Source organism: Pseudomonas frederiksbergensis, assembly GCF_035751725.1.
Lineage (GTDB): Bacteria > Pseudomonadota > Gammaproteobacteria > Pseudomonadales > Pseudomonadaceae > Aquipseudomonas > Aquipseudomonas frederiksbergensis_A.
Genome location: NZ_CP142104.1, coordinates 1,859,031 through 1,884,880, shown reverse-complemented (window position 1 = coordinate 1,884,880; position 25,850 = coordinate 1,859,031). Strand labels below are relative to the sequence as shown.

Annotated in this window: 27 protein-coding genes and 1 pseudogene; 16 read left to right on the top strand and 12 right to left on the bottom strand. The window is 61.9% G+C overall.

Annotated elements, in window-relative coordinates; all coding sequences use genetic code 11:
- Positions 1-150: 150 nt before the first annotated feature.
- From VQ575_RS08485 to VQ575_RS08475, 3 genes are all read right to left on the bottom strand, one after another.
- Entirely contained in the window at positions 151-765 is a 615-nt protein-coding gene (locus tag VQ575_RS08485; protein ID WP_039593731.1) for a LysE family translocator, read from the bottom strand.
- A 99-nt stretch (positions 766-864) separates the two neighbouring features.
- Positions 865-1,131 (bottom strand): hypothetical protein, encoded by a 267-nt coding sequence (locus VQ575_RS08480; protein WP_045156546.1) that lies wholly within the window; start codon positions 1,129-1,131, stop codon positions 865-867.
- A gap of 68 nt (positions 1,132-1,199) precedes the next feature.
- Positions 1,200-1,613: an antibiotic biosynthesis monooxygenase gene (locus tag VQ575_RS08475; protein ID WP_045156547.1), complete on the bottom strand. Its 414-nt coding sequence runs from the start codon at positions 1,611-1,613 to the stop codon at positions 1,200-1,202.
- A gap of 93 nt (positions 1,614-1,706) precedes the next feature.
- On the opposite strand from VQ575_RS08475, the gene soxR reads away from it, so the two are divergent.
- The 9 genes from soxR to VQ575_RS08430 all read left to right on the top strand — a co-directional run bounded on the left by soxR (position 1,707) and on the right by VQ575_RS08430 (position 8,537).
- Positions 1,707-2,189 carry a redox-sensitive transcriptional activator SoxR gene (soxR, locus tag VQ575_RS08470; RefSeq protein WP_198727081.1) on the top strand — a complete coding sequence of 161 codons (483 nt, stop codon included), beginning with the start codon at positions 1,707-1,709 and terminating at the stop codon, positions 2,187-2,189.
- Between the two features lie 191 nt (positions 2,190-2,380).
- Entirely contained in the window at positions 2,381-3,595 is a 1,215-nt protein-coding gene (locus tag VQ575_RS08465) for a PepSY-associated TM helix domain-containing protein (protein ID WP_039593729.1), read from the top strand.
- A complete protein-coding gene (locus VQ575_RS08460) occupies positions 3,592-4,134 on the top strand; it encodes a hypothetical protein (protein WP_039593728.1) in 543 nt (180 codons plus the stop codon). The genes VQ575_RS08465 and VQ575_RS08460 overlap by 4 nt, the downstream gene beginning before the upstream one ends.
- Positions 4,131-4,457: a hypothetical protein gene (locus VQ575_RS08455; RefSeq protein WP_039593727.1), complete on the top strand. Its 327-nt coding sequence runs from the start codon at positions 4,131-4,133 to the stop codon at positions 4,455-4,457. The genes VQ575_RS08460 and VQ575_RS08455 overlap by 4 nt, the downstream gene beginning before the upstream one ends.
- Positions 4,454-5,029: a DUF6162 family protein gene (locus VQ575_RS08450; protein WP_198727086.1), complete on the top strand. Its 576-nt coding sequence runs from the start codon at positions 4,454-4,456 to the stop codon at positions 5,027-5,029. Before VQ575_RS08455 ends, VQ575_RS08450 begins: the two co-directional genes overlap by 4 nt.
- Before the next feature lie 36 nt (positions 5,030-5,065).
- Positions 5,066-5,995 (top strand): metal ABC transporter substrate-binding protein, encoded by a 930-nt coding sequence (locus tag VQ575_RS08445; RefSeq protein WP_039593725.1) that lies wholly within the window; start codon positions 5,066-5,068, stop codon positions 5,993-5,995.
- On the top strand, positions 5,992-6,744 hold the full coding sequence (locus VQ575_RS08440; RefSeq protein ID WP_039593724.1) for a metal ABC transporter ATP-binding protein: 753 nt from the start codon (positions 5,992-5,994) through the stop codon (positions 6,742-6,744). The genes VQ575_RS08445 and VQ575_RS08440 overlap by 4 nt, the downstream gene beginning before the upstream one ends.
- Positions 6,744-7,643, top strand: a complete 900-nt coding sequence (locus tag VQ575_RS08435) for a metal ABC transporter permease (protein WP_030137806.1) — start codon at positions 6,744-6,746, stop codon at positions 7,641-7,643. Before VQ575_RS08440 ends, VQ575_RS08435 begins: the two co-directional genes overlap by 1 nt.
- Positions 7,644-8,537, top strand: a complete 894-nt coding sequence (locus tag VQ575_RS08430; RefSeq protein ID WP_039593723.1) for a metal ABC transporter solute-binding protein, Zn/Mn family — start codon at positions 7,644-7,646, stop codon at positions 8,535-8,537.
- 126 nt (positions 8,538-8,663) lie between these two features.
- Here the strand turns inward: VQ575_RS08430 and prpF are convergent, their stop codons facing one another.
- The 5 genes from prpF to VQ575_RS08405 all read right to left on the bottom strand — a co-directional run bounded on the left by prpF (position 8,664) and on the right by VQ575_RS08405 (position 15,392).
- Positions 8,664-9,857: a 2-methylaconitate cis-trans isomerase PrpF gene (gene prpF / locus VQ575_RS08425; RefSeq protein ID WP_325919438.1), complete on the bottom strand. Its 1,194-nt coding sequence runs from the start codon at positions 9,855-9,857 to the stop codon at positions 8,664-8,666.
- A gap of 51 nt (positions 9,858-9,908) precedes the next feature.
- A complete protein-coding gene (gene acnD / locus VQ575_RS08420; RefSeq protein WP_325919437.1) occupies positions 9,909-12,500 on the bottom strand; it encodes a Fe/S-dependent 2-methylisocitrate dehydratase AcnD in 2,592 nt (863 codons plus the stop codon).
- Positions 12,501-12,628: 128 nt separating this feature from the next.
- A complete protein-coding gene (prpC, locus tag VQ575_RS08415; RefSeq protein ID WP_325919436.1) occupies positions 12,629-13,756 on the bottom strand; it encodes a bifunctional 2-methylcitrate synthase/citrate synthase in 1,128 nt (375 codons plus the stop codon).
- A gap of 41 nt (positions 13,757-13,797) precedes the next feature.
- Positions 13,798-14,682, bottom strand: coding sequence for a methylisocitrate lyase (prpB, locus tag VQ575_RS08410; protein ID WP_030137801.1), 885 nt, complete (start codon positions 14,680-14,682; stop codon positions 13,798-13,800).
- Positions 14,679-15,392: a GntR family transcriptional regulator gene (locus VQ575_RS08405; protein WP_039593719.1), complete on the bottom strand. Its 714-nt coding sequence runs from the start codon at positions 15,390-15,392 to the stop codon at positions 14,679-14,681. The genes prpB and VQ575_RS08405 overlap by 4 nt, the downstream gene beginning before the upstream one ends.
- Before the next feature lie 279 nt (positions 15,393-15,671).
- Here VQ575_RS08405 and rloA point away from each other — a divergent pair, with 279 nt between their 5' ends.
- The 4 genes from rloA to pabB all read left to right on the top strand — a co-directional run bounded on the left by rloA (position 15,672) and on the right by pabB (position 20,269).
- On the top strand, positions 15,672-16,208 hold the full coding sequence (rloA, locus tag VQ575_RS08400; protein WP_039593718.1) for a retropepsin-like aspartic peptidase RloA: 537 nt from the start codon (positions 15,672-15,674) through the stop codon (positions 16,206-16,208).
- 5 nt (positions 16,209-16,213) lie between these two features.
- Positions 16,214-17,746 carry an osmotic stress tolerance membrane protein RloB gene (gene rloB, locus VQ575_RS08395; RefSeq protein ID WP_039593717.1) on the top strand — a complete coding sequence of 511 codons (1,533 nt, stop codon included), beginning with the start codon at positions 16,214-16,216 and terminating at the stop codon, positions 17,744-17,746.
- Positions 17,746-18,732 (top strand): alpha-L-glutamate ligase-like protein, encoded by a 987-nt coding sequence (locus VQ575_RS08390; protein WP_039593716.1) that lies wholly within the window; start codon positions 17,746-17,748, stop codon positions 18,730-18,732. Before rloB ends, VQ575_RS08390 begins: the two co-directional genes overlap by 1 nt.
- Positions 18,733-18,925: 193 nt before the next feature.
- Positions 18,926-20,269: an aminodeoxychorismate synthase component I gene (pabB, locus tag VQ575_RS08385; protein WP_325919435.1), complete on the top strand. Its 1,344-nt coding sequence runs from the start codon at positions 18,926-18,928 to the stop codon at positions 20,267-20,269.
- A 63-nt stretch (positions 20,270-20,332) separates the two neighbouring features.
- Here the strand turns inward: pabB and thrH are convergent, their stop codons facing one another.
- A complete protein-coding gene (gene thrH / locus VQ575_RS08380; protein ID WP_039593714.1) occupies positions 20,333-20,950 on the bottom strand; it encodes a bifunctional phosphoserine phosphatase/homoserine phosphotransferase ThrH in 618 nt (205 codons plus the stop codon).
- A gap of 172 nt (positions 20,951-21,122) precedes the next feature.
- On the opposite strand from thrH, the gene VQ575_RS08375 reads away from it, so the two are divergent.
- The gene (locus VQ575_RS08375; RefSeq protein ID WP_039593713.1) at positions 21,123-21,866 is read left to right on the top strand and encodes a phosphoadenylyl-sulfate reductase; all 744 of its coding nucleotides are present in this window, start codon (positions 21,123-21,125) and stop codon (positions 21,864-21,866) included.
- Positions 21,867-21,961: 95 nt separating this feature from the next.
- Complete coding sequence (locus tag VQ575_RS08370) at positions 21,962-22,690, top strand: aspartate/glutamate racemase family protein (RefSeq protein WP_045156558.1); 729 nt, start codon at positions 21,962-21,964, stop codon at positions 22,688-22,690.
- Between the two features lie 109 nt (positions 22,691-22,799).
- On the opposite strand, the pseudogene VQ575_RS08365 reads toward VQ575_RS08370, so the two are convergent.
- Positions 22,800-23,601 (bottom strand): annotated as a pseudogene (locus tag VQ575_RS08365) (LysR family transcriptional regulator).
- Positions 23,602-23,728: 127 nt separating this feature from the next.
- Between VQ575_RS08365 and VQ575_RS08360 the strand changes: the two are divergent.
- Positions 23,729-24,475 carry a 3-oxoacyl-ACP reductase family protein gene (locus VQ575_RS08360; RefSeq protein WP_039593710.1) on the top strand — a complete coding sequence of 249 codons (747 nt, stop codon included), beginning with the start codon at positions 23,729-23,731 and terminating at the stop codon, positions 24,473-24,475.
- A 39-nt stretch (positions 24,476-24,514) separates the two neighbouring features.
- Here the strand turns inward: VQ575_RS08360 and VQ575_RS08355 are convergent, their stop codons facing one another.
- Both VQ575_RS08355 and VQ575_RS08350 read right to left on the bottom strand, forming a co-directional pair.
- On the bottom strand, positions 24,515-25,210 hold the full coding sequence (locus tag VQ575_RS08355) for an HAD-IA family hydrolase (RefSeq protein WP_039593709.1): 696 nt from the start codon (positions 25,208-25,210) through the stop codon (positions 24,515-24,517).
- Positions 25,211-25,412: 202 nt separating this feature from the next.
- Complete coding sequence (locus VQ575_RS08350) at positions 25,413-25,793, bottom strand: hypothetical protein (protein ID WP_080942561.1); 381 nt, start codon at positions 25,791-25,793, stop codon at positions 25,413-25,415.
- Between the last annotated feature and the right edge of the window lie 57 nt (positions 25,794-25,850).

Genomic DNA, 25,850 nt, shown 5'->3' with positions numbered 1-25,850 from the left:
CAGAGCCGGTTCCGGGACCAGGGTGCCCTCGTTGGGTTCGAGACAAGCTTTACCTGATCAAGACCTTAAAGAAGTCGGACTTCATTTAAAAGTGCGTAGGAACGCTCCTGGAACAGCGAGCTTAGCAGGCATCGCGTCGAAGCTCAGCCATCAACTCATGCTTTCGAGCAACAACGGATACAGCGACGCGACCAACAGCAGCGCCATGCCCCAGTTGAACAGGCGCAGCCACCGACGATCACGCAACAAATTGCGCAGCAGGCTGCCGCATACCACCCACAGGCTGACGCTTGGCAGATTGATCAAGGCAAACACCGCCGCGATGACCACCACGTTGAAAAAATAGCCTTGCAGTGGTGTATAGGTGCTGATTGCACCGATGGCCATGATCCAGGCCTTGGGATTGACCCATTGAAACGCCGCCGCGCCCCAATAACTGATCGGCTTGTTGTCGCCTGCAGCGTTGTCCGAGACGGGGCCGGAATGCGCAATTTTCCATGCCAGATAGATCAGGTATGCCGCGCCGACATAGCGCAACAGGGTGTAGAGCAATGGATACGTCTGGAACACCGCGCCCAGGCCGAGGCCCACCGCCAGCACCAGGGAAAAAAAGCCACAGGTGATACCCAGCATGTGAGGGATGGTACGGTTGAAACCAAAATTGACACCCGAGGCCAGCAACATCGTGTTGTTGGGGCCTGGTGTGATCGAGGTCACCAGGGCAAACAGGGCGAAGCCCAGCAGAAGGTCAAGCGAGAGGGTCATGGCACGTCAATCCGTCGGGGGCAGTCAGGTGATGACCCTACCCCACGTCCCGGCGCCCGCCCATGGACAGTTAGGCAAAACTTCGAGCGGTACAGTCTTTCAGCCTGGCCGGCCAGGCAATTGGACGGTCCGCTCGGCATTCATTTCGCCACGCTCATCGAAGCCGACGTTCTTCTGCGATGTGCCGAGCAATTCGGCTTTCTTGGCGTGATACTCCTCGAACGAAAGACCCCGGCGATTCAACGCTTCGAGGGCCAGCTCGCGGGTTTCCTCGGCGGTATAGGGACGCAGCTCCGGAGAGGACGAGGCGCAACCGCTCAACACGGTGACGGTCAACAGCAGCAAGACAGCAAGGATACGATTCATGGCGGGCGTCCAATGTTCTTTAGTGGGGCGATGAACAAAGGCTACCCGCCGGCACGCAACGGCAGAAATCAACGCTTTTGATAGTGGCTATCGCCCTCTCGTATTCCTCGTTGCGCTTGGTTGAGCCACGGGCAATGCAGAGCATCATCCAGGCTGCGCTCGATGTTGCGCAGCACCTGGAAAGAGCCGAACGTCACCGCTTTGGCCCGATGCTGCTGGATCAGCCGCCAGAAATTTCCCTCGCCATGTTCAACACTTCGAAACGCCGCGTCCCCAGCTTCGCGGGTTTGCCATTGCAGGCAATTGAGCACCCGCCTTCCGTCCTCGCTGGCTTGGATAGTGGCGCTGAGAAAGCCTGGAAAATCCCGCGCCAGGCGCTCGGTCTGTTCCGACAGGGCGGTCACCAGCGCCTGTAGCCATTGAGGCTCGATATCGAACTCAATCAACTGTGTGAAGCTGCGCTCGTTGGTTGGCGATTGCATGGAAGGTCCCCCCATTGAAATAAGGCGAATCTTGCGATCCGAAGGCCTGCAGGGTAAAACCTCTAGTTAAGTCAAGGTCAAGCGGTGATTGAAGTGAAAAAGCCTATCAATGTCCACAAAGAGCTCACCGTCGGCCAAGTCGCCGCTCGCAGCGGCGTGGCGGTCACCGCGCTGCACTTCTATGAAACCAAGGGGCTGATCAAAAGCACCCGCAACCAGGGCAATCAGCGTCGCTACCCCAGGGAAGTGCTACGGCGGGTGGCGCTGATCAAAGTCGCACAACGCCTGGGTATTCCCCTGGCTGAGATTGGCGAGGCACTGCAAAACCTACCGGACAATCGTGCCCCGACCGCGGCCGACTGGAAAACCTTGTCAGAGCAGTGGAGTCGAAATCTGGATGAGCGCATCAATCAACTCATCGCCCTGCGTGATCGGCTGAACGGCTGTATCGGCTGCGGTTGCCTCTCGATGGAAAATTGCCCGTTGCGTAATCAGGGCGACGTACTGGGCAAGCGAGGGCCAGGGGCACATTTGTTGGGCGAGCCCGTGGCGAGGGAGATTTACGCCCCGGACTGAAGAAGACACTCGATGCTTATCGCTAACGCGAAACATTTTCTTTCATCTTTCCCTTCAGGATTTGAGTGACTCGTTCGTCTTAATTAGATGCAGCAGGCCGCGTCGGCAAAAGCCACGACCTGCCTTTCCAGGGTTCAGGGTGTTGCGAAGCCCGTGACACGGAACCTTTCATCGAATCAAGACGTTCAATCATGTCGAAAAAGTCCCGCTCCAAACTCTGGTTTCTCGTCCATAGCTGGTTGGCGCTGCCCATCTGGTTTTTCGTTTTGATCGTCTGTGTCACCGGCACCCTGGCGGTGGTCAGCCAGGAGATCGTCTGGCTGGCGAACCCTGAGATGCGCGCCAGCAAGCCCAGCGATGACGCCACATTGCTTAGCTACGATCAGGTCAGGGCTGCCATCAAGCAAGCCCAGCCGCTGACCCAGGTGCAAAGTATCGTGCGTCCGGATGAATCGCATTTTGCCCTGGAAGCCAAGGTCACGTATCCCGACGGGCGCCCGGACACCGTCTACGTCAACCCTTACAGCGGTGTCATCCAGGGATCGGCTCCGGCGTTCAATTTCCGGGGCTTTACCCGCGCCTTGCATGGCTGGTGGCTGGTGCCGTTCACCAACGGCTACAGCTGGGGCTGGTACCTGGTGTCTTTCCTCGGCCTGCCGATGCTCGCCTCACTGGTAACCGGCCTCGTCGTCTACAAACGCTTCTGGAAAGGTTTCCTGCGCCCGACCTTGCGTATCCGCCACGGCGCGCGGATTTTCTGGGGCGATTTGCATCGGCTCAGTGGCATTTGGTCGATCTGGTTCATCGCGGTCATTTCCGTGACCGGCACTTGGTTTCTGATCGAAGCCACACTGGCCGACAACGGGATCTCCATTTCCAGCGCGCCCGTCGTCCCGGTCGTGGCCCGTGAAAGCGTTCCGCTGTCGGCCGATGGTACCGCTCCCCCGCAATTGAACCTGGACCGGGCCATCGAGATCGCCCGGCAACAGATCCCGGGACTGGAGGCGAGCTTCGTCAGTTTGCCCGGCAACGCCTACAGCCACCTCGAAATCGGCGGACGGGGCTGGTATCCATTGATGTTCCAGACCGCAACCATCAATCCCTACAACGGCGAGGTAGACGCCTCGCGATTGTTGTCGGACCGGACGGCCCTGGAGTTCGTCACCGAATCCATGCGGCCGTTGCATACCGGGGACTTCGGCGGCCTCTGGATCAAGCTCATCTGGTTTTTCTTCGGCCTGGTCCTGAGCATGATGGTCCTCAGCGGATTGTTGATCTGGACCAAACGCACGGCCTTGGCCACTGCCAACGCCGTCAAGCGCAGCCAGAAACCTGCCCGGCCTGCTCGTATCGCATCGCCATTGCAACCCTCCCTCCACCGTGACTCGCCGGAGGGCAACCTGTGAATCCGTCCACCACAACCATATCATCTGCACGCCTGGGCCGGTTCTGGCATAAATGGCGCTTCCATCTCAATGTGCTGTTGCTGCTGATTCCCCTGGGCTTCATGCCCAAGTACCTGTCGGAAGCGGCGTTGTTCCGAGGCGACGGAGGGCTCGGCGAGCGGGAAGTCGGCGAGATCCAGGTGGGTCCGTGGAGCCTGCACCTGGCGGAATTTCGCAACGAAGCCCCTCGTACCCAGGGCCCCGCCGGCCCCATGAAGCACTTCAATGCCGCTTTGTGCCAACGCTGCATCAGCCAGGTGAAAGCCACCTACCTGCGCATCGGCAAGCCTCGCAGCCTGCGGGCCGCCGGGGTGATTTTCTTCGGCTCGCCCTATCGCATGGGCGCCATGCTGCCGGTGCCCAAGAAGACCCAGCCAGACGCCGAGCTCTGGATCACCCTCGAAGGCTGGGACGGCTCGATGCATCAAGCCTCCATCCCCCTGAACCAGGCCTCCCCGGCCACTGTCGCCTGGCTGAAAACCCAAGGAGCCCAACCATGACCTTCCGCGCCTCTCTCAACAGCCTGGCGCTGCTGCTGTGCGCAGGCTTGAGCACCAGCGCACTGGCTCACAACCCTATGTGCGAGTGCAAGGCCATCGACGCCGAACAGATCCAATGCACCGGTGGTTTTTCCGACGGCAGTGGTGCCCCCGGGGTGACGCTGGATGTGATTGGCTACGACGAAACCATCCTGGTCCCTGGCAAGCTCGGCGCCGACTCAACGCTGACCTTCAAGAAACCGAGCACCGAATTCTACGTCCTCTTCGACGCCGGCCCCGGCCACGTCGTGGAAATCGACCAAGCCGACATCGAGGCCCCATGAGCACACCGACCCTCCAGGTTGTCCGCCCCGCCGGCGCCGGCCATGAAACCCTTTATGTCCTGCTGTTGTGCCTGATCATCGTGTTGGGGGCCGGGTCAGTGGTGGCCTGGCACGGCGAAACCCAGGAGGTCGCCCACCTGGAAAGCAACCAGTTGGATGCCCGTCGCGACCTCAGCGCCGCCGAGCAAGGGATCTACGCCGACCTGCGGGTCACGCTGGACGAGATCCGCATCCTGCGCGAAAGCGAGCCAGCCCTTCCCGCCCCCCAAGCGTTGGCGGACGAAGGCTTTGCCCCGTTCGCCCAGGATGCCAGCTCTGTCAGTCGCGGCGGCCACGCCTGGCAACTACTGGGCGACGACGCCTACTTTGGCGCCAGCGCCAACCCTTCCGTCGCCGGCTCCTTTCTGATGCGCATCAGCGAATCGCCCGACGCGCCCCCGGACATCTGGCTCAACCGCAGCCAACCTGCGACCGCTCCTGCCGCATCCGACGACGCAGCCCTGTCCGTCGCCGGTTGGCAGCAGATCGTCGCGCAGTTCGATGCCGGCGTGACTCGCCAGCACCGGCATTGACCCAACGCCCCTCATTCAAGAGAAGACCGCTTGCCCATGTCTATCGCATCTCCACGTCGCCCATTCCTGCGCCTGCTGGTGATTGGCCTGCTGGCCTGCCTGCTCGCCCCGCTGGCCAGCGCCGAAGCGCCCAATCGCCTGCGCATCGGTATCACCTTGCACCCGTATTACAGCTACGTGGCCAACATCGTCGGCGACAAGGCCGAGGTCGTGCCGTTGATCCCGGCCGGGTTCAATCCTCACGCCTATGAACCTCGGGCCGAGGACATCAAGCGCATCAGCGGCCTGGATGTGATCGTGCTCAACGGCGTCGGCCACGACGATTTCGCCGACCGCATGATCGCCGCCAGCGAAACCCCGGACGTGAAGGTCATCGAAGCCAACGAAAACGTGCCCCTGCTGGCCGCCACCGGCACTGCCGCCCGGGGCGCGGGCAAAGTCGTCAACCCGCATACGTTCCTGTCCATCAGCGCGTCCATTGCCCAGGTCAACAACATCGCCCGGGAGCTGGGCAAGCTCGACCCGGACAACGCCAAGACCTATACACAAAACGCCCGCGCCTACGGCAAGCGCCTGCGGCAGATGCGCGCCGATGCCCTGGCCAAGCTGACCCAGGCGCCGAATGCCGAGCTGCGGGTCGCCACCGTACATGCCGCCTACGATTACCTGCTGCGCGAATTCGGCCTGGAAGTGACCGCCGTGGTCGAGCCGGCCCATGGCATCGAGCCGAGTCCCAGCCAGCTGAAAAAAACCATCGACCAACTGCGTGAACTGGATGTGAAAGTGATCTTCTCGGAGATGGATTTTCCGTCCACCTACGTCGACACCATCCAGCGTGAATCGGGCGTAAAGCTGTACCCGCTTTCGCACATTTCCTACGGTGAATACAGCGCCGAGAAATACGAAAAGGAGATGACCGGCAACCTCGACACCGTGGTCCGGGCGATCCAGGAGTCCGGCGCATGACGGTGCAGGAAACCCTTATCCAGCAACAATCCGGCCCGTTGATCGAATTCGCCGACATCAGCCTTGAGCTGGGGCGCACCACGATCCTCGACCAAGTGTGTTTCCAGGTGAAACCCGGCAGCGTCCACGCCCTGGTAGGCCCTAACGGCGGCGGCAAGAGTTCGCTGATCAAGACCTTGCTCGGACAAATGCCACACCAGGGACGCCTGAGCTTGCAATGGCCGGGCGAACCCGGGGTGATCGGCTACGTGCCCCAGGCACTGGAATTCGACCGGGGCCTGCCGATGACGGTGGATGATTTCATGGCGGCGATGTGTCAGCGGCGACCGGCCTTCCTCGGCTTGAGCAAGCATTACGCCGGCGCCATCGGCCAGGCCCTGGAACAGGTCGGCATGCAGGACAAGCGCAAGCGGCGCATGGGCGCCCTGTCCGGGGGCGAGCGCCAGCGGGTATTGCTGGCCCAGGGCTTGATTCCTTCGCCGCAATTGCTGGTGCTCGACGAGCCGATGTCAGCCCTCGACGAGGCCGGCATCCGGGTATTCGAACGGTTGTTGCAGGACTGGCGCCAGGCCGGGATTACCGTGCTGTGGATCGAACATGACCTGGAAGCCGTCGGACGCCTGGCCGATCGGGTCACCGGCCTGAATCGCCGGGTACTGTTCGACGGCCCGCCACGCCAGACCCTGACCCCGGAGCGGCTGCTGACGCTGTTTTCCACCCACCCACGCACGAACGGGAGCGCAGCCTGATGAGTTATGAAGCCTTTCGTCTGATGGTCCAGGGCTGGGCCTCGTCAGGATATTTGCCCGAGGCGCTGGCCTACGGGTTTGTGGTCAATGCGTTGTTGGCCGGGCTGTTGATCGGCCCGGTCCTGGGCGGCCTCGGCACGCTGGTGGTGGTCAAGCGCTTCGCATTTTTCTCCGAGGCGGTGGGCCATGCGGCGCTGACCGGCGTGGCGATTGGCATCCTGCTCGGCGAACCCTACACCGGGCCGTACGGCAGCCTGTTCGGCTACTGCCTGCTGTTCGGCATCCTGCTCAATTACCTGCGCAACCGCACCGGTCTCGCGCCCGACACCCTGATTGGCGTCTTCCTGTCGGTGTCCCTGGCACTGGGCGCGAGCTTGCTGTTGATCCTGGCGGGCAAGATCAACGTGCACATCCTGGAAAACGTATTGTTCGGCTCAGTGCTGACAGTCAACGGCAACGATCTGCTGGTGCTCGCGGTGGTCGGTTCGTTGGTGATGGCCCTGGCGTTGCCGCTGTACAACCGCATCATGCTCGCCAGCTTCAACCCGCAACTGGCGGCGGTGCGCGGGGTGGCGGTCAAGACCCTGGACTACCTGTTCGTAGTCCTGGTGACGTTGATCACCGTGGCGGCGGTGAAAGTCATCGGCGCCATCCTGGTGGGGGCGTTGCTGGTGATTCCGGCGGCGGCGGCGCGTCTGCTCAGCCAATCCTTGAAAGGTTTTTTCTGGTGTTCCGTGCTGATTGCCACGGTCAGCACCCTGTGCGGGATTCTCGCGCCGATTGTGTTCGACCTGCCTATCCCGTCCGGCGCCGCGATCATTCTGGTAGCCGGCATCGCCTTCGCCCTGAGCGCCATCGCCCGTGGCGTCGTCCCCAGCCTCAAAGGGAATCTTGGATAAATGGTTTTTTCATTGCGACAACTGACCCTGGCCGTCGCGTTGTGCGGCGTGGCCGTCACTTCATCATTCGCCGCTGAAAAGGTCCGTCTGCTGGCATCGTTGCCGGTCACCTACGGGTTGGGCGAGGCCTTGCTCAAGGGGACCGAGGTCAGCCTGGAGCGGGCGGCACCGGACAATCTGCCCGGCACCCGCCAGAGCGCCTACTTCAGTGGCCGTGGCGCGACGGCGCTGAACAAACTGGCCCGCGAGGCCGACGCTGTGATCGGCCTGCGCTCGTTATGGCCGGACGATCCGCTGTACCCCATGGCCCGACGCAGCAATATACGCATCGTCGAAGTCGACGCGGCCCGCCCCGTGGACGGCGCCCTGCCCGGTATCGCCGTGCAACCGGGCATGGCTGACGGTTTGGCGAGCCAGCCGTGGATGGCCAGTCATAACCTGGGGCGGATGGCCGACGTGATCGCCGCCGACCTGGTGCGCCTGGCCCCGGCGGACAAAACGAAAATCGACGCCAACCTGGCGGCCCTCAAGCAACGCCTGCTCAAACTCAGCGCCGACAGCGAAAAACGCCTCGCCAGCGCTGACAACCTGAGCGTGGTCAGCCTGAGCGAGCATTTCGGTTACTTGATCAGTGGATTGAATCTGGATGGCATCAGCACCGACACCCGCCCTGACACCGAGTGGAAGCCCGAAGCCCTCAAACAATTGACGACCACATTGAAAGACAACGATGTGGCGCTGGTGCTGCATCATCGCCAGCCCTCGGATGCGCTGAAGGCAGCCATCACCGAAGGCGGTAGCCAACTGCTGGTGCTGAACACCGATGGTGCCGACCCGGTCGCGGAGTTGGAGAATAATGTGGGGCTGGTTGTCACTGCACTGACCGGAGGCTGACAACAGGCCGCTGTGGGCGCGGACCTGCTCCGGGCGGCGATCCGACGAAGAGGCCAGCACATCCAACATCTGTGTTGGCCGATGCACTGCTTTCGCGAGCAAGCCCGTTCCCACAGGTTTTTCGACTCAGTTCAGAACATCACCTGGCACCCGCACAAATCCTTCCATCAACACCCTCGCGCTGCGGCTCATGATGGCTTTTTTCACGGTCCATTCGCCATTGACCACGCTGGCCTCGGCGCCGACGCGCAGGGTGCCGGAGGGGTGGCCGAAACGCACGGCGTTGCGCTCGATACCGCCCGCCGCCCGATTCACCAAAGTGCCGGAAATCGCCGCGGCGGTGCCGATGGCAACGGCGGCGGTGCCCATCATGGCGTGGTGCAGCTTGCCCATGGACAATGCCCGCACCAGCAAATCGACGTCGCCCGCCGCCACGGCTTTTCCGCTGGACGAGAGGTAATCCGCCGGCGGCGCGACAAACGCGACTTTCGGGGTGTGCTGGCGCTGGGCGGCTTCGTCCAAGTGCTTGATCAAGCCCATGCGCAAGGCGCCATGTGCGCGGATGGTTTCGAACATCGCCAACGCCTTGGGATCGCCATTGATAGCGCCCTGCAGTTCGGTGCCGGTGTAGCCCACATCGCGAGCATTGATGAAAATCGTAGGAATCCCGGCATTGATCAGCGTCGCCTTCAAAGTGCCAACACCGGGCACTTCCAAGTCATCCACCAAGTTGCCGGTGGGAAACATCGAGCCGCCACCGCCCTCTTCCTCGGCCGCCGGGTCCATGAACTCCAATTGCACTTCGGCCGCCGGAAAGGTCACGCCGTCGAGCTCGAAATCACCGGTTTCCTGCACCGCGCCGTCGGTGATCGGCACATGGGCGATGATGGTCTTGCCGATGTTGGCCTGCCAGATCCGCACCACGGCCACGCCGTTTTGCGGAATCCGGCCGGGCTCCACCAAGCCACTGCTGATGGCAAACGACCCCACCGCCGCCGACAGGTTTCCGCAATTGCCACTCCAGTCCACGAACGGCTTGTCGATGGAGACCTGGCCGAACAGGTAATCGACATCGTGGTCGGCCCGGGCGCTCTTGGACAGGATCACGGTCTTGCTGGTGCTGGACGTCGCGCCACCCATGCCATCGATCTGCTTCTCGTACGGGTCGGGGCTGCCGATCACTCGCAGCAACAGGGCATCCCGGGCCGGGCCAGGAACGCGGGCGACTTCGGGCAGGTCTTGCAGGCTGAAAAACACGCCTTTGCTGGTGCCGCCACGCATGTAGGTCGCGGGGATCTTGATTTGAGGCGAGTGAGCCATGCTCTAACTCCTGAAAAAACAGGTGGCCGGAACAGCGGCCACCCAAGCGATTTAAACGGCCACCGCCGACTCGAGGAAATCCTGGGCGAAGCGCTGCAGCACGCCCCCAGCTTCGTAGATCGACACTTCTTCAGCGGTATCGAGGCGGCAGGTCACAGGCACTTCGACGCGCTCGCCGTTCTTGCGAGTGATCACCAACGTCAACGTCGCCCGCGGGGTCCGTTCGCCGATCACGTCATAGATTTCGCTGCCGTCGATGTCCAGGGTCTTGCGATCGGTGCCGGGCTTGAACTCCAGCGGCAACACGCCCATCCCCACCAGGTTGGTGCGGTGGATACGCTCGAAGCCTTCGGCGACAATCGCCTCGACACCGGCCAGGCGCACACCCTTGGCTGCCCAGTCCCGCGACGATCCCTGACCGTAGTCGGCACCCGCGATGATGATCAGCGGCTGCTTGCGTTCCATGTAGGTCTCGATGGCTTCCCACATGCGCATCACCTTGCCCTCCGGCTCGACCCGCGCCAGGGAACCCTGCTTGACCTTACCGTCCTCAACGACCATTTCGTTGAACAGTTTCGGGTTGGCGAAGGTAGCCCGTTGTGCGGTCAGGTGGTCGCCACGGTGAGTCGCGTAGGAGTTGAAGTCCTCTTCCGGCAGGCCCATTTTCGCCAGGTATTCACCGGCGGCGCTGTCCAGCATGATGGCGTTGGACGGCGACAGGTGATCGGTGGTGATGTTGTCCGGCAGCACGGCCAGCGGGCGCATGCCCTTGAGCGGCCGCGCACCGGCCAGCGCGCCTTCCCAATACGGCGGACGACGGATGTAGGTGCTTTGCGGGCGCCAGTCGTACAGCGGCGTCACTTTCGGCCCGGTGTCTTCCTGGATGGCGAACATCGGGATGTACACCTGGCGGAACTGCTCCGGTTTCACCGAGGCCTTCACCACGGCGTCGATTTCTTCGTCGCTCGGCCAGATGTCCTTGAGGCGAATCTCGCGACCGTCCACCACGCCCAGCACATCCTTCTCGATGTCGAAGCGAATGGTCCCGGCGATGGCATACGCGACCACCAGCGGCGGCGACGCCAGGAACGCCTGCTTGGCGTACGGATGGATACGCCCGTCGAAGTTGCGGTTGCCCGACAACACGGCGGTGGCGTACAGGTCGCGGTCGATGATCTCCTGCTGGATGACTGGGTCCAGCGCGCCGGACATGCCGTTGCAGGTGGTACAGGCGAACGCGACCACGCCGAAGCCCAGCTTCTCGAGTTCGGACGTCAGGCCGGCTTCATCCAGGTACAGCGCCACGGTTTTCGAACCCGGTGCGAGGGATGACTTGACCCACGGCTTGCGCGCCAGGCCCAGGCGGTTGGCGTTGCGCGCCAGCAGACCGGCGGCGATCACGTTGCGCGGGTTACTGGTATTGGTGCAACTGGTGATCGCGGCGATGATCACCGCGCCGTCGGGCATCTGGCCTGGCACATCGTCCCACTGGCCGGAGATGCCTTTGGCGGCCAGATCCGACACCGCGACGCGGGCGTGCGGGTTGCTGGGACCTGCCATGTTGCGCACCACCGACGACAGGTCGAAGGTCAGGCCACGTTCGTATTGCGCGCCTTTAAGGCTGTCGGCCCACAAGCCCGTGGTCTTGGCGTAGTTCTCGACCAACTGCACCTGCTGGTCTTCGCGCCCCGTGAGTTTCAGGTAATCGATCGTCTGTTGATCGATATGGAACATCGCCGCCGTGGCGCCGTATTCCGGGGCCATGTTGGAGATGGTCGCGCGGTCGCCCAAGGTCAGGGCACTGGCGCCTTCGCCGAAGAACTCCAGCCACGCCCCCACGACTTTCTGCTTGCGCAGGAACTCGGTCAGGGCCAGGACCATGTCCGTGGCCGTGATGCCCGGTTGCAGTTTGCCGGTCAGTTCGACGCCGACGATTTCCGGCAGGCGCATCCACGAGGCGCGACCGAGCATGACGCTTTCGGCTTCCAGGCCACCGACGCCAATGGCGATAACGCCCAAGGCATCGACATGGGGCGTGTGGCTGTCGGTGCCCACGCAAGTGTCCGGGAAGGCCACGCCGTCCCGCTGCTGGATCACCGGTGACATTTTTTCCAGGTTGATCTGATGCATGATCCCGTTGCCTGGCGGAATCACATCGACGTTCTTGAAGGCCTTCTTGGTCCAGTTGATGAAGTGAAAGCGGTCTTCATTGCGCCGGTCCTCGATAGCACGGTTCTTGGCGAAGGCCTGGGGATCGAAACCGGCGCTTTCCACCGCCAGCGAGTGGTCGACGATCAACTGGGTCGGCACCACCGGGTTGACCTGCGCCGGGTCACCGCCCTGCTGGGCGATGGCGTCGCGCAAGCCGGCGAGGTCGACCAGGGCGGTCTGGCCGAGGATGTCATGGCACACCACCCGCGCCGGGAACCATGGGAAGTCCAGGTCGCGCTTGCGCTCGATCAGTTGCAGCAGCGACTCGCGCAGCGTGGCCGGGTCGCAGCGCCGCACCAGGTTTTCCGCCAGCACGCGGGAGGTGTACGGCAGGCCGTCGTAGGCGCCGGGGCGAATGGCATCCACGGCCCCGCGAACGTCGAAATAATCCAGCGAAGTGCCGGGCAGCGGTTTGCGAAATTCTGTGTTCATCGTCAGGACTCGGGTCACGGTGGTTTCAGAAGGTGGCGCACCATTGAAACAAACACATTCCTTGCGGGAGCGAGCCTGCTCCCACAAGGGTCTTCGGTTATTTCAATAGCAGCGCTAGAACCTCCAGCTCAGCGTTGTTCGATTGGCACGAACTTGCGCTGTTCGACGCCGGTGTATTCGGCGCTCGGTCGGATGATGCGGTTGTTGGCGCGTTGTTCGAACACGTGGGCGGCCCAGCCGGTCAGGCGCGAGCAGACGAAGATCGGCGTGAACAACTTGGTCGGGATGCCCATGAAGTGGTACGCCGAGGCATGGTAGAAATCGGCGTTGGGGAACAGTTTCTTCTGTTCCCACATGGTCTTGTCGATCGCCTCGGAGACCGGGAACAGCACTGTGTCGCCCACTTCCTCAGCGAGTTTTTTCGACCAGCCCTTGATCACCTCGTTGCGCGGATCGTTGTCCTTATAGATCGCATGGCCGAAGCCCATGATCTTGTCCTTGCGCGCCAGCATGCCGAGCGTGCCTTCGATGGCCTCCTGCGCAGAGCTGAAGCGCTCGATCATTTCCATCGCCGCCTCGTTGGCGCCGCCATGCAGCGGACCGCGCAGCGAGCCGATGGCCGCGGTGATGCAGGAGAACAGGTCCGACAGCGTGGAAGCGCAGACCCGGGCGGTGAACGTCGAGGCGTTGAACTCGTGCTCGGCGTAGAGGATCAGCGAGACATTCATCACCTTGACGTGCAGCTCGCTCGGCTTCTTGCCATGCAGCAAGTGCAGGAAGTGGGCGCCAATGGACACTTCGTCGGTCACGCATTCGATGCGCTGGCCTTCATGGCTGAAGCGATACCAGTAGCACATGATCGCCGGGAACGCGGCCAGCAGGCGGTCGGTCTTGTCGTGTTGCTCTGAAAAATCCTGCTCGGGCTCCAGGTTACCCAGGAACGAGCAACCGGTGCGCATCACGTCCATCGGGTGGGCGTCGGCGGGAATGCGCTCCAGCACTTCTTTCAAGGCTTGGGGCAAATCGCGCAACTGACGCAGTTTACCGGTGTAGGCGTCCAGCTGGGCCTGGGTCGGCAGCTCGCCGTATAGAAGCAGGTAGGCCACTTCTTCAAATTGCGCGTCAGCCGCCAGGTCGCGAACGTCGTAGCCGCGATAGGTCAGGCCGGCGCCCGATTGGCCCACGGTGGACAATGCGGTTTGCCCGGCCACCTGACCACGGAGCCCGGCGCCACTGAGTACTTTTGCTTCGGCCATGTTGCTGTCTCCATTTTCTTGAATTTGTAGGGAGTCGCGCCTTACTTCTTCGCCGCGAATAACGCATCGAGCTTCTGCTCGAAGGTGTGGTAGTCGATGCGATCGTAAAGCTCCATGCGGGTCTGCATGGTGTCGATGACGTTCTGTTGCGTGCCGTCGCGGCGGATCGCGGTGTAGACGTTTTCGGCAGCCTTGTTCATGGCCCGGAACGCCGACAGCGGGTACAGCACGAGGGACACGTCGGCACCGGCCAGTTGTTCGGTGGTGTACAGCGGGGTCGCGCCGAATTCAGTGATGTTGGCCAGGATCGGCGCCTTCACGCGGCTGGCGAACAGCTTGTACATTTCAAGCTCGGTGATGGCCTCGGGGAAAATCATGTCGGCACCGGCCTCAATGCACGCGGCGGCGCGGTCCAGGGCCGACTCCAAACCTTCCACTGCCAGGGCATCGGTACGGGCCATGATCACGAAGCTGTCATCGGTGCGGGCATCGACGGCGGCCTTGATGCGGTCGACCATTTCTTGCTGGGAGACGATTTCCTTGTTCGGACGATGGCCGCAACGCTTGGCGCCGACCTGGTCCTCGATATGAATCGCCGCCGCGCCGAATTTGATCATCGACTTGACCGTGCGCGCCACGTTGAACGCCGAGGAACCGAAACCGGTGTCCACGTCCACCAGCAGCGGCAGATCGCATACATCGGTGATGCGACGCACATCGGTCAACACGTCATCCAGGCCGGTGATGCCCAGGTCCGGCACGCCGAGGGAGCCGGCCGCGACGCCGCCACCCGACAGGTAGATCGCCTTGAAACCGGCGCGCTTGGCCAGCAGCGCGTGGTTGGCGTTGATCGTGCCGACCACTTGCAGCGGATGCTCGCTGGCGACCGCATCGCGGAAACGCTGGCCTGGAGTGCTGTTGCTCATGACTCACCTCGTTCAGTGGCGGCGCTGTCCTGGAAATGACGCGCAATGTTGCGTTTGGACGCGCCGATGTGCCGGCGCATCAATAATTCAGCCAGTTCGCCGTCACGGTCGGCGATGGCATCGAGAATCCGGTGGTGCTCGGCAAAGGCCTGGCGCGGGCGGTTGGGCGTGGTGGAAAACTGGATGCGGTACATGCGCACCAGTTGGTACAGCTCACCGCAGAGCATTTGCGTGAGGGTGCGATTGCCGCTGCCCTGGATAATCCGATAGTGGAAGTCGAAGTCGCCTTCCTGCTGGTAATAGCCGACACCGGCCTGGAACGCCGCATCACGTTCGTGGGTTTCCAGGACCTGGCGCAGCTCGTCGATTTCCTCGACGGTCATGCGCTCGGCCGCCAGGCGGCAGGCCATGCCTTCGAGGGATTCACGGATTTCGTAGAGTTCCAGCAGCTCGGCATGGCTCAGCGAGACCACTCGCGCTCCGACATGCGGGATGCGCACCAGCAGGCGCTGGCCTTCCAGGCGGTGAATCGCCTCCCGCAACGGCCCGCGGCTGATGCCGTAGGTACGTGCCAGCTCGGGCTCGGAGATCTTGCTGCCAGGAGCGATCTCGCCCTTGACGATGGCGGCCTGGATGCGCCGGAAGACGTTCTCGGACAGGGTTTCCGAGTCGTCCTGAGCCATCACCGGGGATTCGAGCTGATCGAGCATATTGTCGACACCTTTAAAATCAATACGCCGAAAACTAACCAAAATCCCCCTATGCGTCAAAACAAAAATCGATATTGTCGACAATCGTCTAATAAACGCCCCGGCGATAACCCGGCTGCATGAAGAGATGTAGCCTCCGGCCAGCGGTGGCGCCAGAAAACCACCGTGCTAGAATGCCGCCGCAATTGCCCCCTCTCCTATATAGAGAAGGCGACCTAGGAGCTTGTGCAGCAATGCCAGGGCCTGAACCGAAAAACGGAACGCTGCGCACCAGGATTTATGACACTCAAGCCCTTATCCGCTGCCTTTTGCTTCTTGTGCCTGCCGGGGCTCGCCGCGGCGGGCGAAAAAACCGTGTACGGCCTCAACGAATATGCGGCCCTGCAGGGCATTGACCTGGAGGTTGCCGCCAAGCTGGACACCGGTGCCAAGACGGCCTCGCTCAGCGCTCGGGACATCAAGCGCTTCAAGCGCAATGGCGAATCCTGGGTGCGTTTCTACTTGGCCATCGACGCGGCCCATTCGCACCCCATCGAACGCCCGCTGGCCCGTGTCAGCAAGATCAAGCGTCGCGCCGGTGACTACGACCCGGAAGAAGGCAAGAAATACACGGCCCGGCCGGTCATCGAACTGGACATCTGCATGGGCTCGGCCCTGCGCAGCATCGAAGTGAACCTGACCGACCGCAGCGCCTTCCAATACCCGTTGCTGATCGGCTCCGAGGCGCTCAAGCGTTTCGACGCGCTGGTCGACCCCAGTCTCAAATACGCTGCCGGCAAACCCGCCTGCGCCAATGCCGCTCATACCGCAGAGTAATTCCAATGCGCTCCCTTACCCTCCATTTGAAAATGCTGATCGCCATCCTGGTGGTGCTGGGCCTGTCGGTGACGGCCTATCAGATTTTCGTGCTCGGCATTCCGGTGACCGAAGACGCCACCGACGACCTGTGGAATATCGATGCCAAGGTCGAATTCGTGCCCAACGCCAAGGATCCGGTGAAGATCCAGATGTTCGTGCCGCCGTTGAGCCGCGACTACGTGAGCCTCAACGAGAGTTTCATTTCCAATAATTACGGTGTTGCGGTGAACCGGGTCGACGGCAATCGGAAGGTGACGTGGTCGGCCCGCCGCGCCAAAGGCAACCAGACCCTTTATTACCGCCTGGTGCTGACCAAGCGCTACAGCGCCGAGAAAACCAAGGTCAAGGGCCCGACCTTCCGCGACAGCATCGCCGTCGAAGGTCCGGAAAAACTGGCCGCCGAAGCCCTGCTCGCGCCGATCCGCCAGCACTCGGCCGACGTCGAGACCTTCATCAGCGAAGCGATCAAGCGGGTGAACAACCTCAACGACGACAACGTCAAGCTGTTGCTGGCCGGCGATCCGTCGTCCAGCAACAAGGCAAGGATCGTCGAATTGGTGCTGTCCATCGCCCATGTGCCGGTGGAAAAGGTCCACACCATCCGCCTGGTGGCCGACCAGCCGCAGACACCCGAGTTGTGGCTGCGCAGCTTCAACGGCACCGATTGGCTGTATTTCAACCCGGATACCGGCGAGCAAGGCCTGCCGACCGACCGCCTGCTGTGGTGGACCGGCGATGAAAACCTGATCACTGTCGATGGCGGCAAGAAAGCCACCGTGACCTTCAGCATGAACAACAGCGAAATGAACGCCATTCGCCTGGCCAAGCTGACGGACGAGAACACCGACGCCAATTTCCTCGAATATTCGCTCTACGGCCTGCCGCTGCAGACCCAGCAAACCTTCATGATCATGGTGATGATCCCGATCGGCGTATTGGTGATCCTGGTGCTGCGCAACCTGATCGGGCTGCAGACCCTCGGCACTTTCACCCCGGTACTGATCGCCCTGGCCTTCCGCGAGACCCAACTGGGCTTCGGCATCATCCTGTTTACGGTGATTACCACGTTGGGCCTGTCGCTGCGCTCCTACCTGGAGCACCTCAAGCTGCAAATGCTGCCGAGGCTGTCGGTGGTGCTGACGTTCGTGGTGGTGCTGATCGCCGCCATCAGCCTGTTCAGCCACAAGCTGGGCCTGGAGCGTGGCTTGTCCGTGGCGCTGTTCCCGATGGTGATCCTGACCATGACCATCGAACGCCTGTCCATCACCTGGGAAGAACGTGGCGCCGGCCACGCGATGAAAGTCGCCATCGGCACCTTGTTCGCCGCGTCCCTGGCGCACCTGATCATGAGCGTGCCGGAACTGGTTTATTTCGTATTCACCTTCCCGGCAATCCTGCTGATCCTGGTGGGCTTCATGCTGGCCATGGGTCGTTATCGCGGCTATCGCCTGACCGAGTTGGTACGGTTCAAGGCCTTCGTCAAGGCTGACTCCTGATGTTCGGCCTCTGGAAGACCTGGAAGGCCCTGGAAGCCCGGGGCATCATGGGCATCAACCGGCGTAATGCCGACTACGTGCTCAAGTACAACAAGCGCAGCCTGTACCCCATCGTCGATGACAAGATCATCACCAAGGAACGGGCCATCGCCGCCGGCATCCACGTGCCGGAGCTGTACGGGGTGATCTCCACCGAGAAGGAAATCGACAAGCTCGACGAGATCATCGGCGGGCGCACCGACTTCGTGATCAAGCCGGCCCAGGGCGCTGGCGGCGACGGCATCATCGTCATCGCCGACCGCTTCGAAGGCCGCTACCGCACCGTGTCCGGCAAGATCATCAGCCATGAGGAAATCGAGCACCATGTGTCGAGCATCCTCACCGGCCTGTATTCGTTAGGCGGGCACCGTGACCGGGCGCTGATCGAGTACCGCGTGACGCCGGACCAGATCTTCAAGAGCATCAGCTACGAAGGCGTGCCGGACATTCGCATCATCGTGCTGATGGGCTACCCGGTGATGGCCATGCTGCGCTTGCCGACCCGTCAGTCCGGCGGCAAGGCCAACCTGCACCAGGGCGCCATCGGAGTGGGCGTTGACCTCGCCACCGGCCTGACCCTGCGCGGCACCTGGCTGAACAACATCATCACCAAGCACCCCGACACCACCAACGCGGTGGACGGCGTGCAACTGCCCTATTGGGACGGCTTCATGAAACTGGCCGCCGGTTGCTATGAGTTGTGCGGACTGGGCTACATCGGCGTCGACATGGTGCTGGATCAGGAAAAAGGCCCGTTGATCCTGGAGCTGAACGCCCGGCCGGGGCTGAACATCCAGATTGCCAACGACTGCGGCCTGACCCTGCGCACCCACGCCGTGGAAGCACGCCTGGAAGAACTCAAGGCCCGCGGCGTTATCGAAACCGTGGAGGAGCGTGTGGCATTTGCCCAGGAACTGTTTGGGCATATTCCGCCTGTCGAGGGGTGATCTCGTTCCCGATGACTTGGAACATGGCGGACCTTGTGGCGAGGGGATTTATCCCCTCCTCACAGTTAAAAAGACCTCGCCAGAAATAGTTTTGATTGCCACAGACGTGCTCATCTCCGACATCCCCCTAGGAGCAAATCCTACAGGGGATTACAATCGCTCCCCCCGCCTGAACGGCTGACCCACCCCGCCCATGCCAACCTGCTCCGTACACCCGCTGCCCTACCGCACCAACCCCGCCGAGTATTTCGCGGCAATCCGTCATGCCCCCGGCAGCGTGTTGCTCGACAGTGGCCGGCCAAGTGCCGAACGTGGGCGTTACGACCTGCTCAGCGCCTGGCCGCTGGAACAACTGACGGTGTTGCCGGACGAGAGTGGCAGCGCTTTCCTGCAACGGCTTCGCATGCATCTGACGCAGTTGGGCCACGCGCAACTGCCTACGACAATGCAATTGCCCTTCGCCGGCGGCCTGATCGGCTACTTGAGCTACGACTTTGGCCGACACCTGGAAGCGTTGCCGTCCTACGCCACGGACGACCTGCAATTGCCCGACGCACGTTTTGGCGTGTACGACTGGGCGCTGGTCAGCGACCATCAGGCGGGCACCAGCCAACTGGTGTTTCACCCACATTGTGGCGAAGGCGAACGCCAGCGCCTGATCGCGCTGTTCAGCCAGCCAACCCCGGCGCCCATTTCCCGGTTCAATCTTGAAGGACCGATGACGCCGGACCTCAGCGCCGAAGCCTATCGACAGGCATTCGAACGCATCCAGGCATACATCCAGGCCGGCGACTGTTATCAGGTCAACTTTGCCCAGCGCTTCCGCGCCCAATGCCAGGGTGATGCCTGGGCCGCTTATCAAGCGCTGCGGGCGGCGTGCCCGACGCCGTTTTCCGGCTTCCAGAGCCTGTCGGAGGGTGACGCGATACTGAGCCTGTCCCCGGAGCGCTTCGTCAAGGTCAGCGAAGGCCGCGTCGAAACCCGGCCGATCAAGGGCACCCGCCCCCGTGGCACAACGCCCGAGGAAGACGCGGCCCACGCCACCGAGCTGCTGGCCAGCCCCAAGGACCGCGCGGAAAACCTGATGATCGTCGACCTGTTGCGCAACGATCTGGGCCGCACCTGCCGCATCGGCTCGGTGCGCGTGCCAGAGTTGTTCAGCCTGGAAAGCTACCCCAATGTGCATCACCTGGTCAGCAGCGTGACCGGTGAACTGGCCGACGATAAAGACGCCTTGGACTTGATAGCGGGCAGCTTCCCCGGCGGCTCGATCACCGGCGCGCCGAAAATCCGCGCGATGCAAATCATCGACGAACTCGAACCGACCCGACGCGGACTGTACTGCGGCTCGTTGCTGTACCTGGACGTGCGCGGGGAGATGGACAGCTCCATCGCCATTCGCAGTCTGCTGGTCAAGGATGGGCAGGTATGTTGCTGGGGCGGCGGCGGGATTGTCGCGGATTCGGATTGGCAGGCGGAGTATCAGGAGTCGATGACCAAGGTTCGGGTGTTGCTCGACACCTTGCAAGATCTTTAATACATCCTGAACAACACATAGCACTGCAGGAGCGAGCTTGCCCGCTCCCACGGGAAGTTGCGTTTATAGGCTCAAGGAACGGTTCGAGGCCTTGATGAACTCCTGCTTCAGCTCGGCAAACGTGTGCACCGCCGGGAATTGCGGAAACTCGCGGATCACGTTTTCAGGCGCATGGAACAGAATCCCGGCGTCGGCTTCGCCCAGCATCGTGGTGTCATTGTAGGAATCCCCCGCCGCAATTACCCGGTAATACAGGCTCTTGAAGGCCAGGACCGACTGACGCTTCGGATCTTTCTGACGCAACTGGTAGCCGGTCACTCGCCCGCCTTCATCGGTAATCAAGCGATGACAGAGCAGTGTCGGGAAGCCCAACTGACGCATCAGCGGTTGGGAGAACTCATAAAAGGTGTCGGAAAGAATCACCACCTGGAACCGCTCGCGCAGCCAATCGACAAATTCGGCAGCGCCATCCAGCGGCTTGAGGGTAGCGATGACTTCCTGGATATCAGAAAGCTTGAGGCCATGCTCGTCGAGGATGCGCAGCCGTTGCTTCATCAGCACGTCATAGTCGGGGATGTCCCGAGTGGTCGCCCTGAGGGAATCAATCCCGGTTTTTTCAGCGAAGGCGATCCAGATCTCCGGGACCAGCACACCTTCCAGGTCGAGACAGGCAATTTCCACAAGACACTCCCATTTTTCTGATGTTTATCGGTTGGCGAATAAAAGGCTTGCCGACTCTAGCCATTCGTCAAAGTACGCGCAACGCACAGGGACGCGCCAGCCCCGGCTGCTTTTGTTAACATCAGCCCCATATAGAGCGCCCAGCGCCACCGACCTGTAGGAAGCCGCCCTGATGAGCCCATCGTTTGACGTCGTGGAACTCGCCACGACCTATGCCAACAAGTCCCCCCAGGATATCCTCAAGCTGGCCTTCGCCGAATTCGGCGATGATCTGTGGATATCCTTCAGCGGCGCCGAAGACGTGGTGCTGGTGGACATGGCCTGGAAGCTGAACAAGAACGTCAAGGTGTTCAGCCTCGACACCGGCCGCCTGCACCCGGAAACCTATCGGTTCATCGACCAGGTGCGCGAACACTACAAGATCGACATCGAATTGATCTCGCCCGACCATACGAAACTGGACCCTTTCGTGAAGGAAAAAGGCCTGTTCAGCTTCTACAAGGACGGCCACGGCGAGTGCTGCGGCATCCGCAAGATCGAGCCATTGCGACGCAAGCTGACTGACGTTCGTGCCTGGGCCACCGGGCAGCGCCGCGACCAGAGCCCGGGTACACGTAGCCAGGTGGCGGTATTGGAAATCGACACGGCGTTCTCGACGCCGGAGCGCACACTGTACAAATTCAACCCTCTGTCACAGATGACCAGCGAAGAAGTCTGGGGTTATATCCGCATGCTTGAGCTGCCTTATAACAGCTTGCATGAGCGCGGCTTCATCAGCATCGGCTGCGAACCGTGCACCCGCCCGGTCCTGCCGAACCAACATGAGCGCGAAGGCCGCTGGTGGTGGGAAGAAGCTACGCAGAAAGAATGCGGGCTGCATGCCGGCAACATCATCGCCAAATCCAAGACTGTTTGATCGCTCCCGGGTTATAGCGGTTCGTTACGCAGCGCGACGTCCACTACGGGGACGTCAGCACCGAATCCTTGTTGAAGCTACCGAAAGGACTCTTCATGCGAATTCTCATCGTCAACGTCAATACCACCGAATCCATCACCCAGGCCATTGCTCGACAGGCCCAAGCCGTCGCCGCGCCGGGCACCGAGATCATCGGGCTCACGCCACATTTCGGTGCCGATTCCATCGAAGGCAATTTCGAGAGCTACCTGGCAGCCATTGCCGTGATGGATCGGGTAATGTCCTACGATCAGCCGTTCGATGCGGTGATCCAGGCGGGTTACGGCGAGCATGGGCGCGAAGGCTTGCAGGAATTGCTCGACGTGCCGGTGGTGGACATCACTGACGCTGGCGCCAGCACCGCGATGTTCCTGGGCCATGCCTACTCGGTGGTCACGACGCTCGATCGCACCGTGCCGCTGATCGAAGACCGTCTCAAACTCTCCGGCCTGTTCGACCGTTGCGCCTCGGTTCGGGCCAGCGGCCTGGCGGTATTGGAGCTTGAGCAGGACCCGCAACGGGCGGTTGAAGCCATCGTGCAGCAAGCCGAACTGGCGGTCAGGCAGGACAAAGCGGAAGTGATCTGCCTGGGTTGCGGCGGCATGGCCGGGCTCGATGAGCAGATCCACCAGCGCACCGGCGTACCGGTGGTCGATGGTGTAACGGCCGCGGTGACGATTGCCGAATCGCTGGTTAGGCTGGGGCTGTCCACCTCGAAAGTGCGTACCTATGCGACGCCTCGGCCGAAGAACATCGTGGGCTGGCCGGGGCGGTTCGGGCGGTGAGTTTCCAGCGCTAGACCGCATCGCACCCTCCGCGCGCAGGCTCTCTGCCAAAGGTTTCGCGGCGAGCATATTTTATGCGGCCGCTGAAATCCCCCGATGGGAGCCTGACTCAAACGGCACTGAACCGCTCGGCCAACCCCTGCTCGGCAAACTGTTCGATGATGAAATCCACAAAGGCCCGGGTCTTGCCTGGCAGCAATTTGTGCTCGGCGTAATAGATCGAAATGTTACCGTCATCAACGTACCAGTCCGGCAATACCCGTTGCACTGCGCCGCTCTGCAGAAAGGGAACGGCGATCGGCATACTGACCAGACCGATGCCCAACCCCTGCGCTGCGGCGGCACAATCGGCCTCGGAGTCACTCATGGTCATGCCTGGTTTAAGCATGAGCGGGCTCTGCTGGTGGTGGCAGCTGGTCAATTGCCATGAGCGGACACGCCCGGTTTGTGGCGAGCGAATCAAGATGCCCCGATGTTGCGCCAGATCCTCAGGCTCGACTATGGCCGATCAGGTCTACCTGGCGGTTATCGAAATGCCAGTCCGGGCTGATGGCCGGATACCGCCGCAGGAATTCCCCTAACAACGGCACCACGTACAACCGCCCAAACGCCGTGCCCATGCTCACCTTCAGGGTGCCGGCAGGCTGGCCACCGGCGCTGGCGAGGTTGGCGACGGCGTTCTGGATCGTAGCGAAGCTGCTGCCCACTTCCCGCAGGAAAAGCTGGCCGGCCTCCGTCAACGCCAGGCTGCGAGTGCTGCGCTGGAACAGCCGCACCCCCAAGCGCGCTTCCAGCTTTGCCACGCTTTTGCCGACTGCCGCGGGCGTCAGGCTCAAGCGACGCGCAGCCTCGGCAAAGCTGCCAACTTCGGCGCTGCGAACAAAACATTCGATACTGCTGAAACTCTCCATGGCGCCCACTATAAACTTTTGGTTTACACAGACTATAACAATATAGGTCTACACAGCGGGTCACCCAGTCTCGATACTCGCCCCACCACCGTGGCATCTCGCCCTGGCACCTTTGGAGAACATCAACATGAGCACCCAAGCACTGAGTGGAAAAGTCGCATTGATCCAAGGCGGTTCCCGCGGCATCGGCGCCGCTATCGTCAAGCGCCTGGCGGCGGAAGGTGCGGCAGTAGCCTTCACCTACGTCAGCTCCGCCGCCAAGTCCGAAGCATTGCAAGACAGCATCACCGCAACCGGCGGCAAAGCCCTGGCGATCAAGGCCGACAGCGCCGACGCCGAGGCCATCCGCAACGCAGTATCGGCCACAGTCGAAGCCTTCGGCCGGCTGGATATCCTGGTGAACAATGCAGGCGTGCTGGCGATGGCGCCGCTGGACGAGTTCAAGCTGGAAGATTTCGACCAGACCCTGGCCATCAACGTGCGCAGCGTATTCGTCGCCACCCAGGCCGCTGCGCGACACATGAGCGAAGGTGGACGCGTCATCAACATCGGCAGCACCAACGCCGATCGCATGCCTTTCACCGGCGGCGCCACGTATGCCATGAGCAAGTCCGCGCTGGTGGGCCTGACCAAAGGCCTGGCGCGGGACCTCGGCCCACGGGGAATCACCGTCAACAATGTGCAACCCGGCCCGGTGGACACCGACATGAACCCGGCCGATGGTGACTTCGCCTCCAGCCTGATAGACCTGATGGCAGTGGGTCGCTATGGCACGGTAGAGGAAATCGCCAGCTTCGTTGCCTACCTCGCGGGCCCGGAAGCCGCCTACATCACCGGGGCCAGCCTGACCATCGACGGTGGTTTCGGCGCCTGATCCAAGCCAAACCGCAGGGGTGCCCAGCAGCCCTTTGCCTCAAGCCCACTCCAGTTCCGGCAACCCACACAGGCTTGGCTGGAACAGCTTGAGCGAACGGATGATCGCGTCGGCGTGGGCGTACTTTTCATCAGCCATGGCCGAGTCCGGGATAGCGATGGCAGTCATGCCCGCCGCTTTCGCCGCCGTGACGCCGAACGGCGAGTCCTCGAACACCAGGCAATCGCGAGGCTCGACGCCCAGGCGTCGGGCCGCAGTGAGGAAGATATCCGGCGCCGGCTTGGCCGCACCGACTTCAGGGTCATCTGCCGTCACGATAAAATCGAACAACGCGAACCAATCCCGATGCAGGGTGGTTTTCAGCTCGAACGACTGGCGCGCCGAACTCGTCCCCACCGCAATCGGAACGTCGTGAGCCTTGAGATGCCGCACCAGTTCTTCGGCCCCAGGCATTCCCAGGGCATGGGGAAAACGCTCGCGCATCAAGGGTTCGCGAATGATCAGGAATTCTTGCGGGGTGATCGGCAATTCCAGCGCCTGGACGACGTAATTGGCCAGGTCCGTGGCGCCGCGCCCGATGATGTTCTGCTTGACGCTCCAGTCGAACGTGCGCCCGTAGCGCTCGGCGATGATGGAGGTGACCTCGGTATAGATGCCTTCGGTGTCCAGCAGTAAGCCATCCATGTCGAAAATCACGGCCTTGATCGGGCCAAACTTTTTCAGCGGTGCATTCATCGCATCTGATCCGTTATCAACACAACATTCCAGGGATGGCTCAGGTGCGCCCGGCGCAGCGTGTTCGCCTTAAAGGATTCAGCAGAATAGCGAGGCGCGCTCGGTGCAGGCAATGGGAAATTTTCGTGACGATGGCGAGGGGGTGGCTGCTGCAAGCCCCCTCGCCACCCTTAGGTTGGATGATCAGCAGTCGGTTGGTGCATCAACCGCCGGAACTCCCTGAACCGGAGCCCGATCCGCCGCCGCTTGAGCTGCCACTTGCGCTTCCGCTGCCGCCGCTGCTACCGGTTCCACTGCCTGTGCCGGAACCGCCCCCCATCGTGCTGCCACCGCTGGTGGAACCACTGCCGGTTCCCGGACTGGTGCTGCTGCCGCTGGCATCACCGCCGTTGCCTCCTCCCACGGAGCCGGGTGGCAAGGCGTTGCCGGTAGTCTCGGTGGTGGATCCGGCGTCCATCTGGGTCGAGGGTGGCATGCCTCCCTTGTCCACGGGCGCGTTATCCGAAGACTGGGCAAAAGCTGCCATTGAACTGGCGGAAAGGACGCCAGCGAGTGCCACGGCCGTCAGGTTTACCTTCATCATGGTCAATCTCCTTTTCAGATGATTACCTGATGTCTGGCAACCCTGGCGCGCCGATGG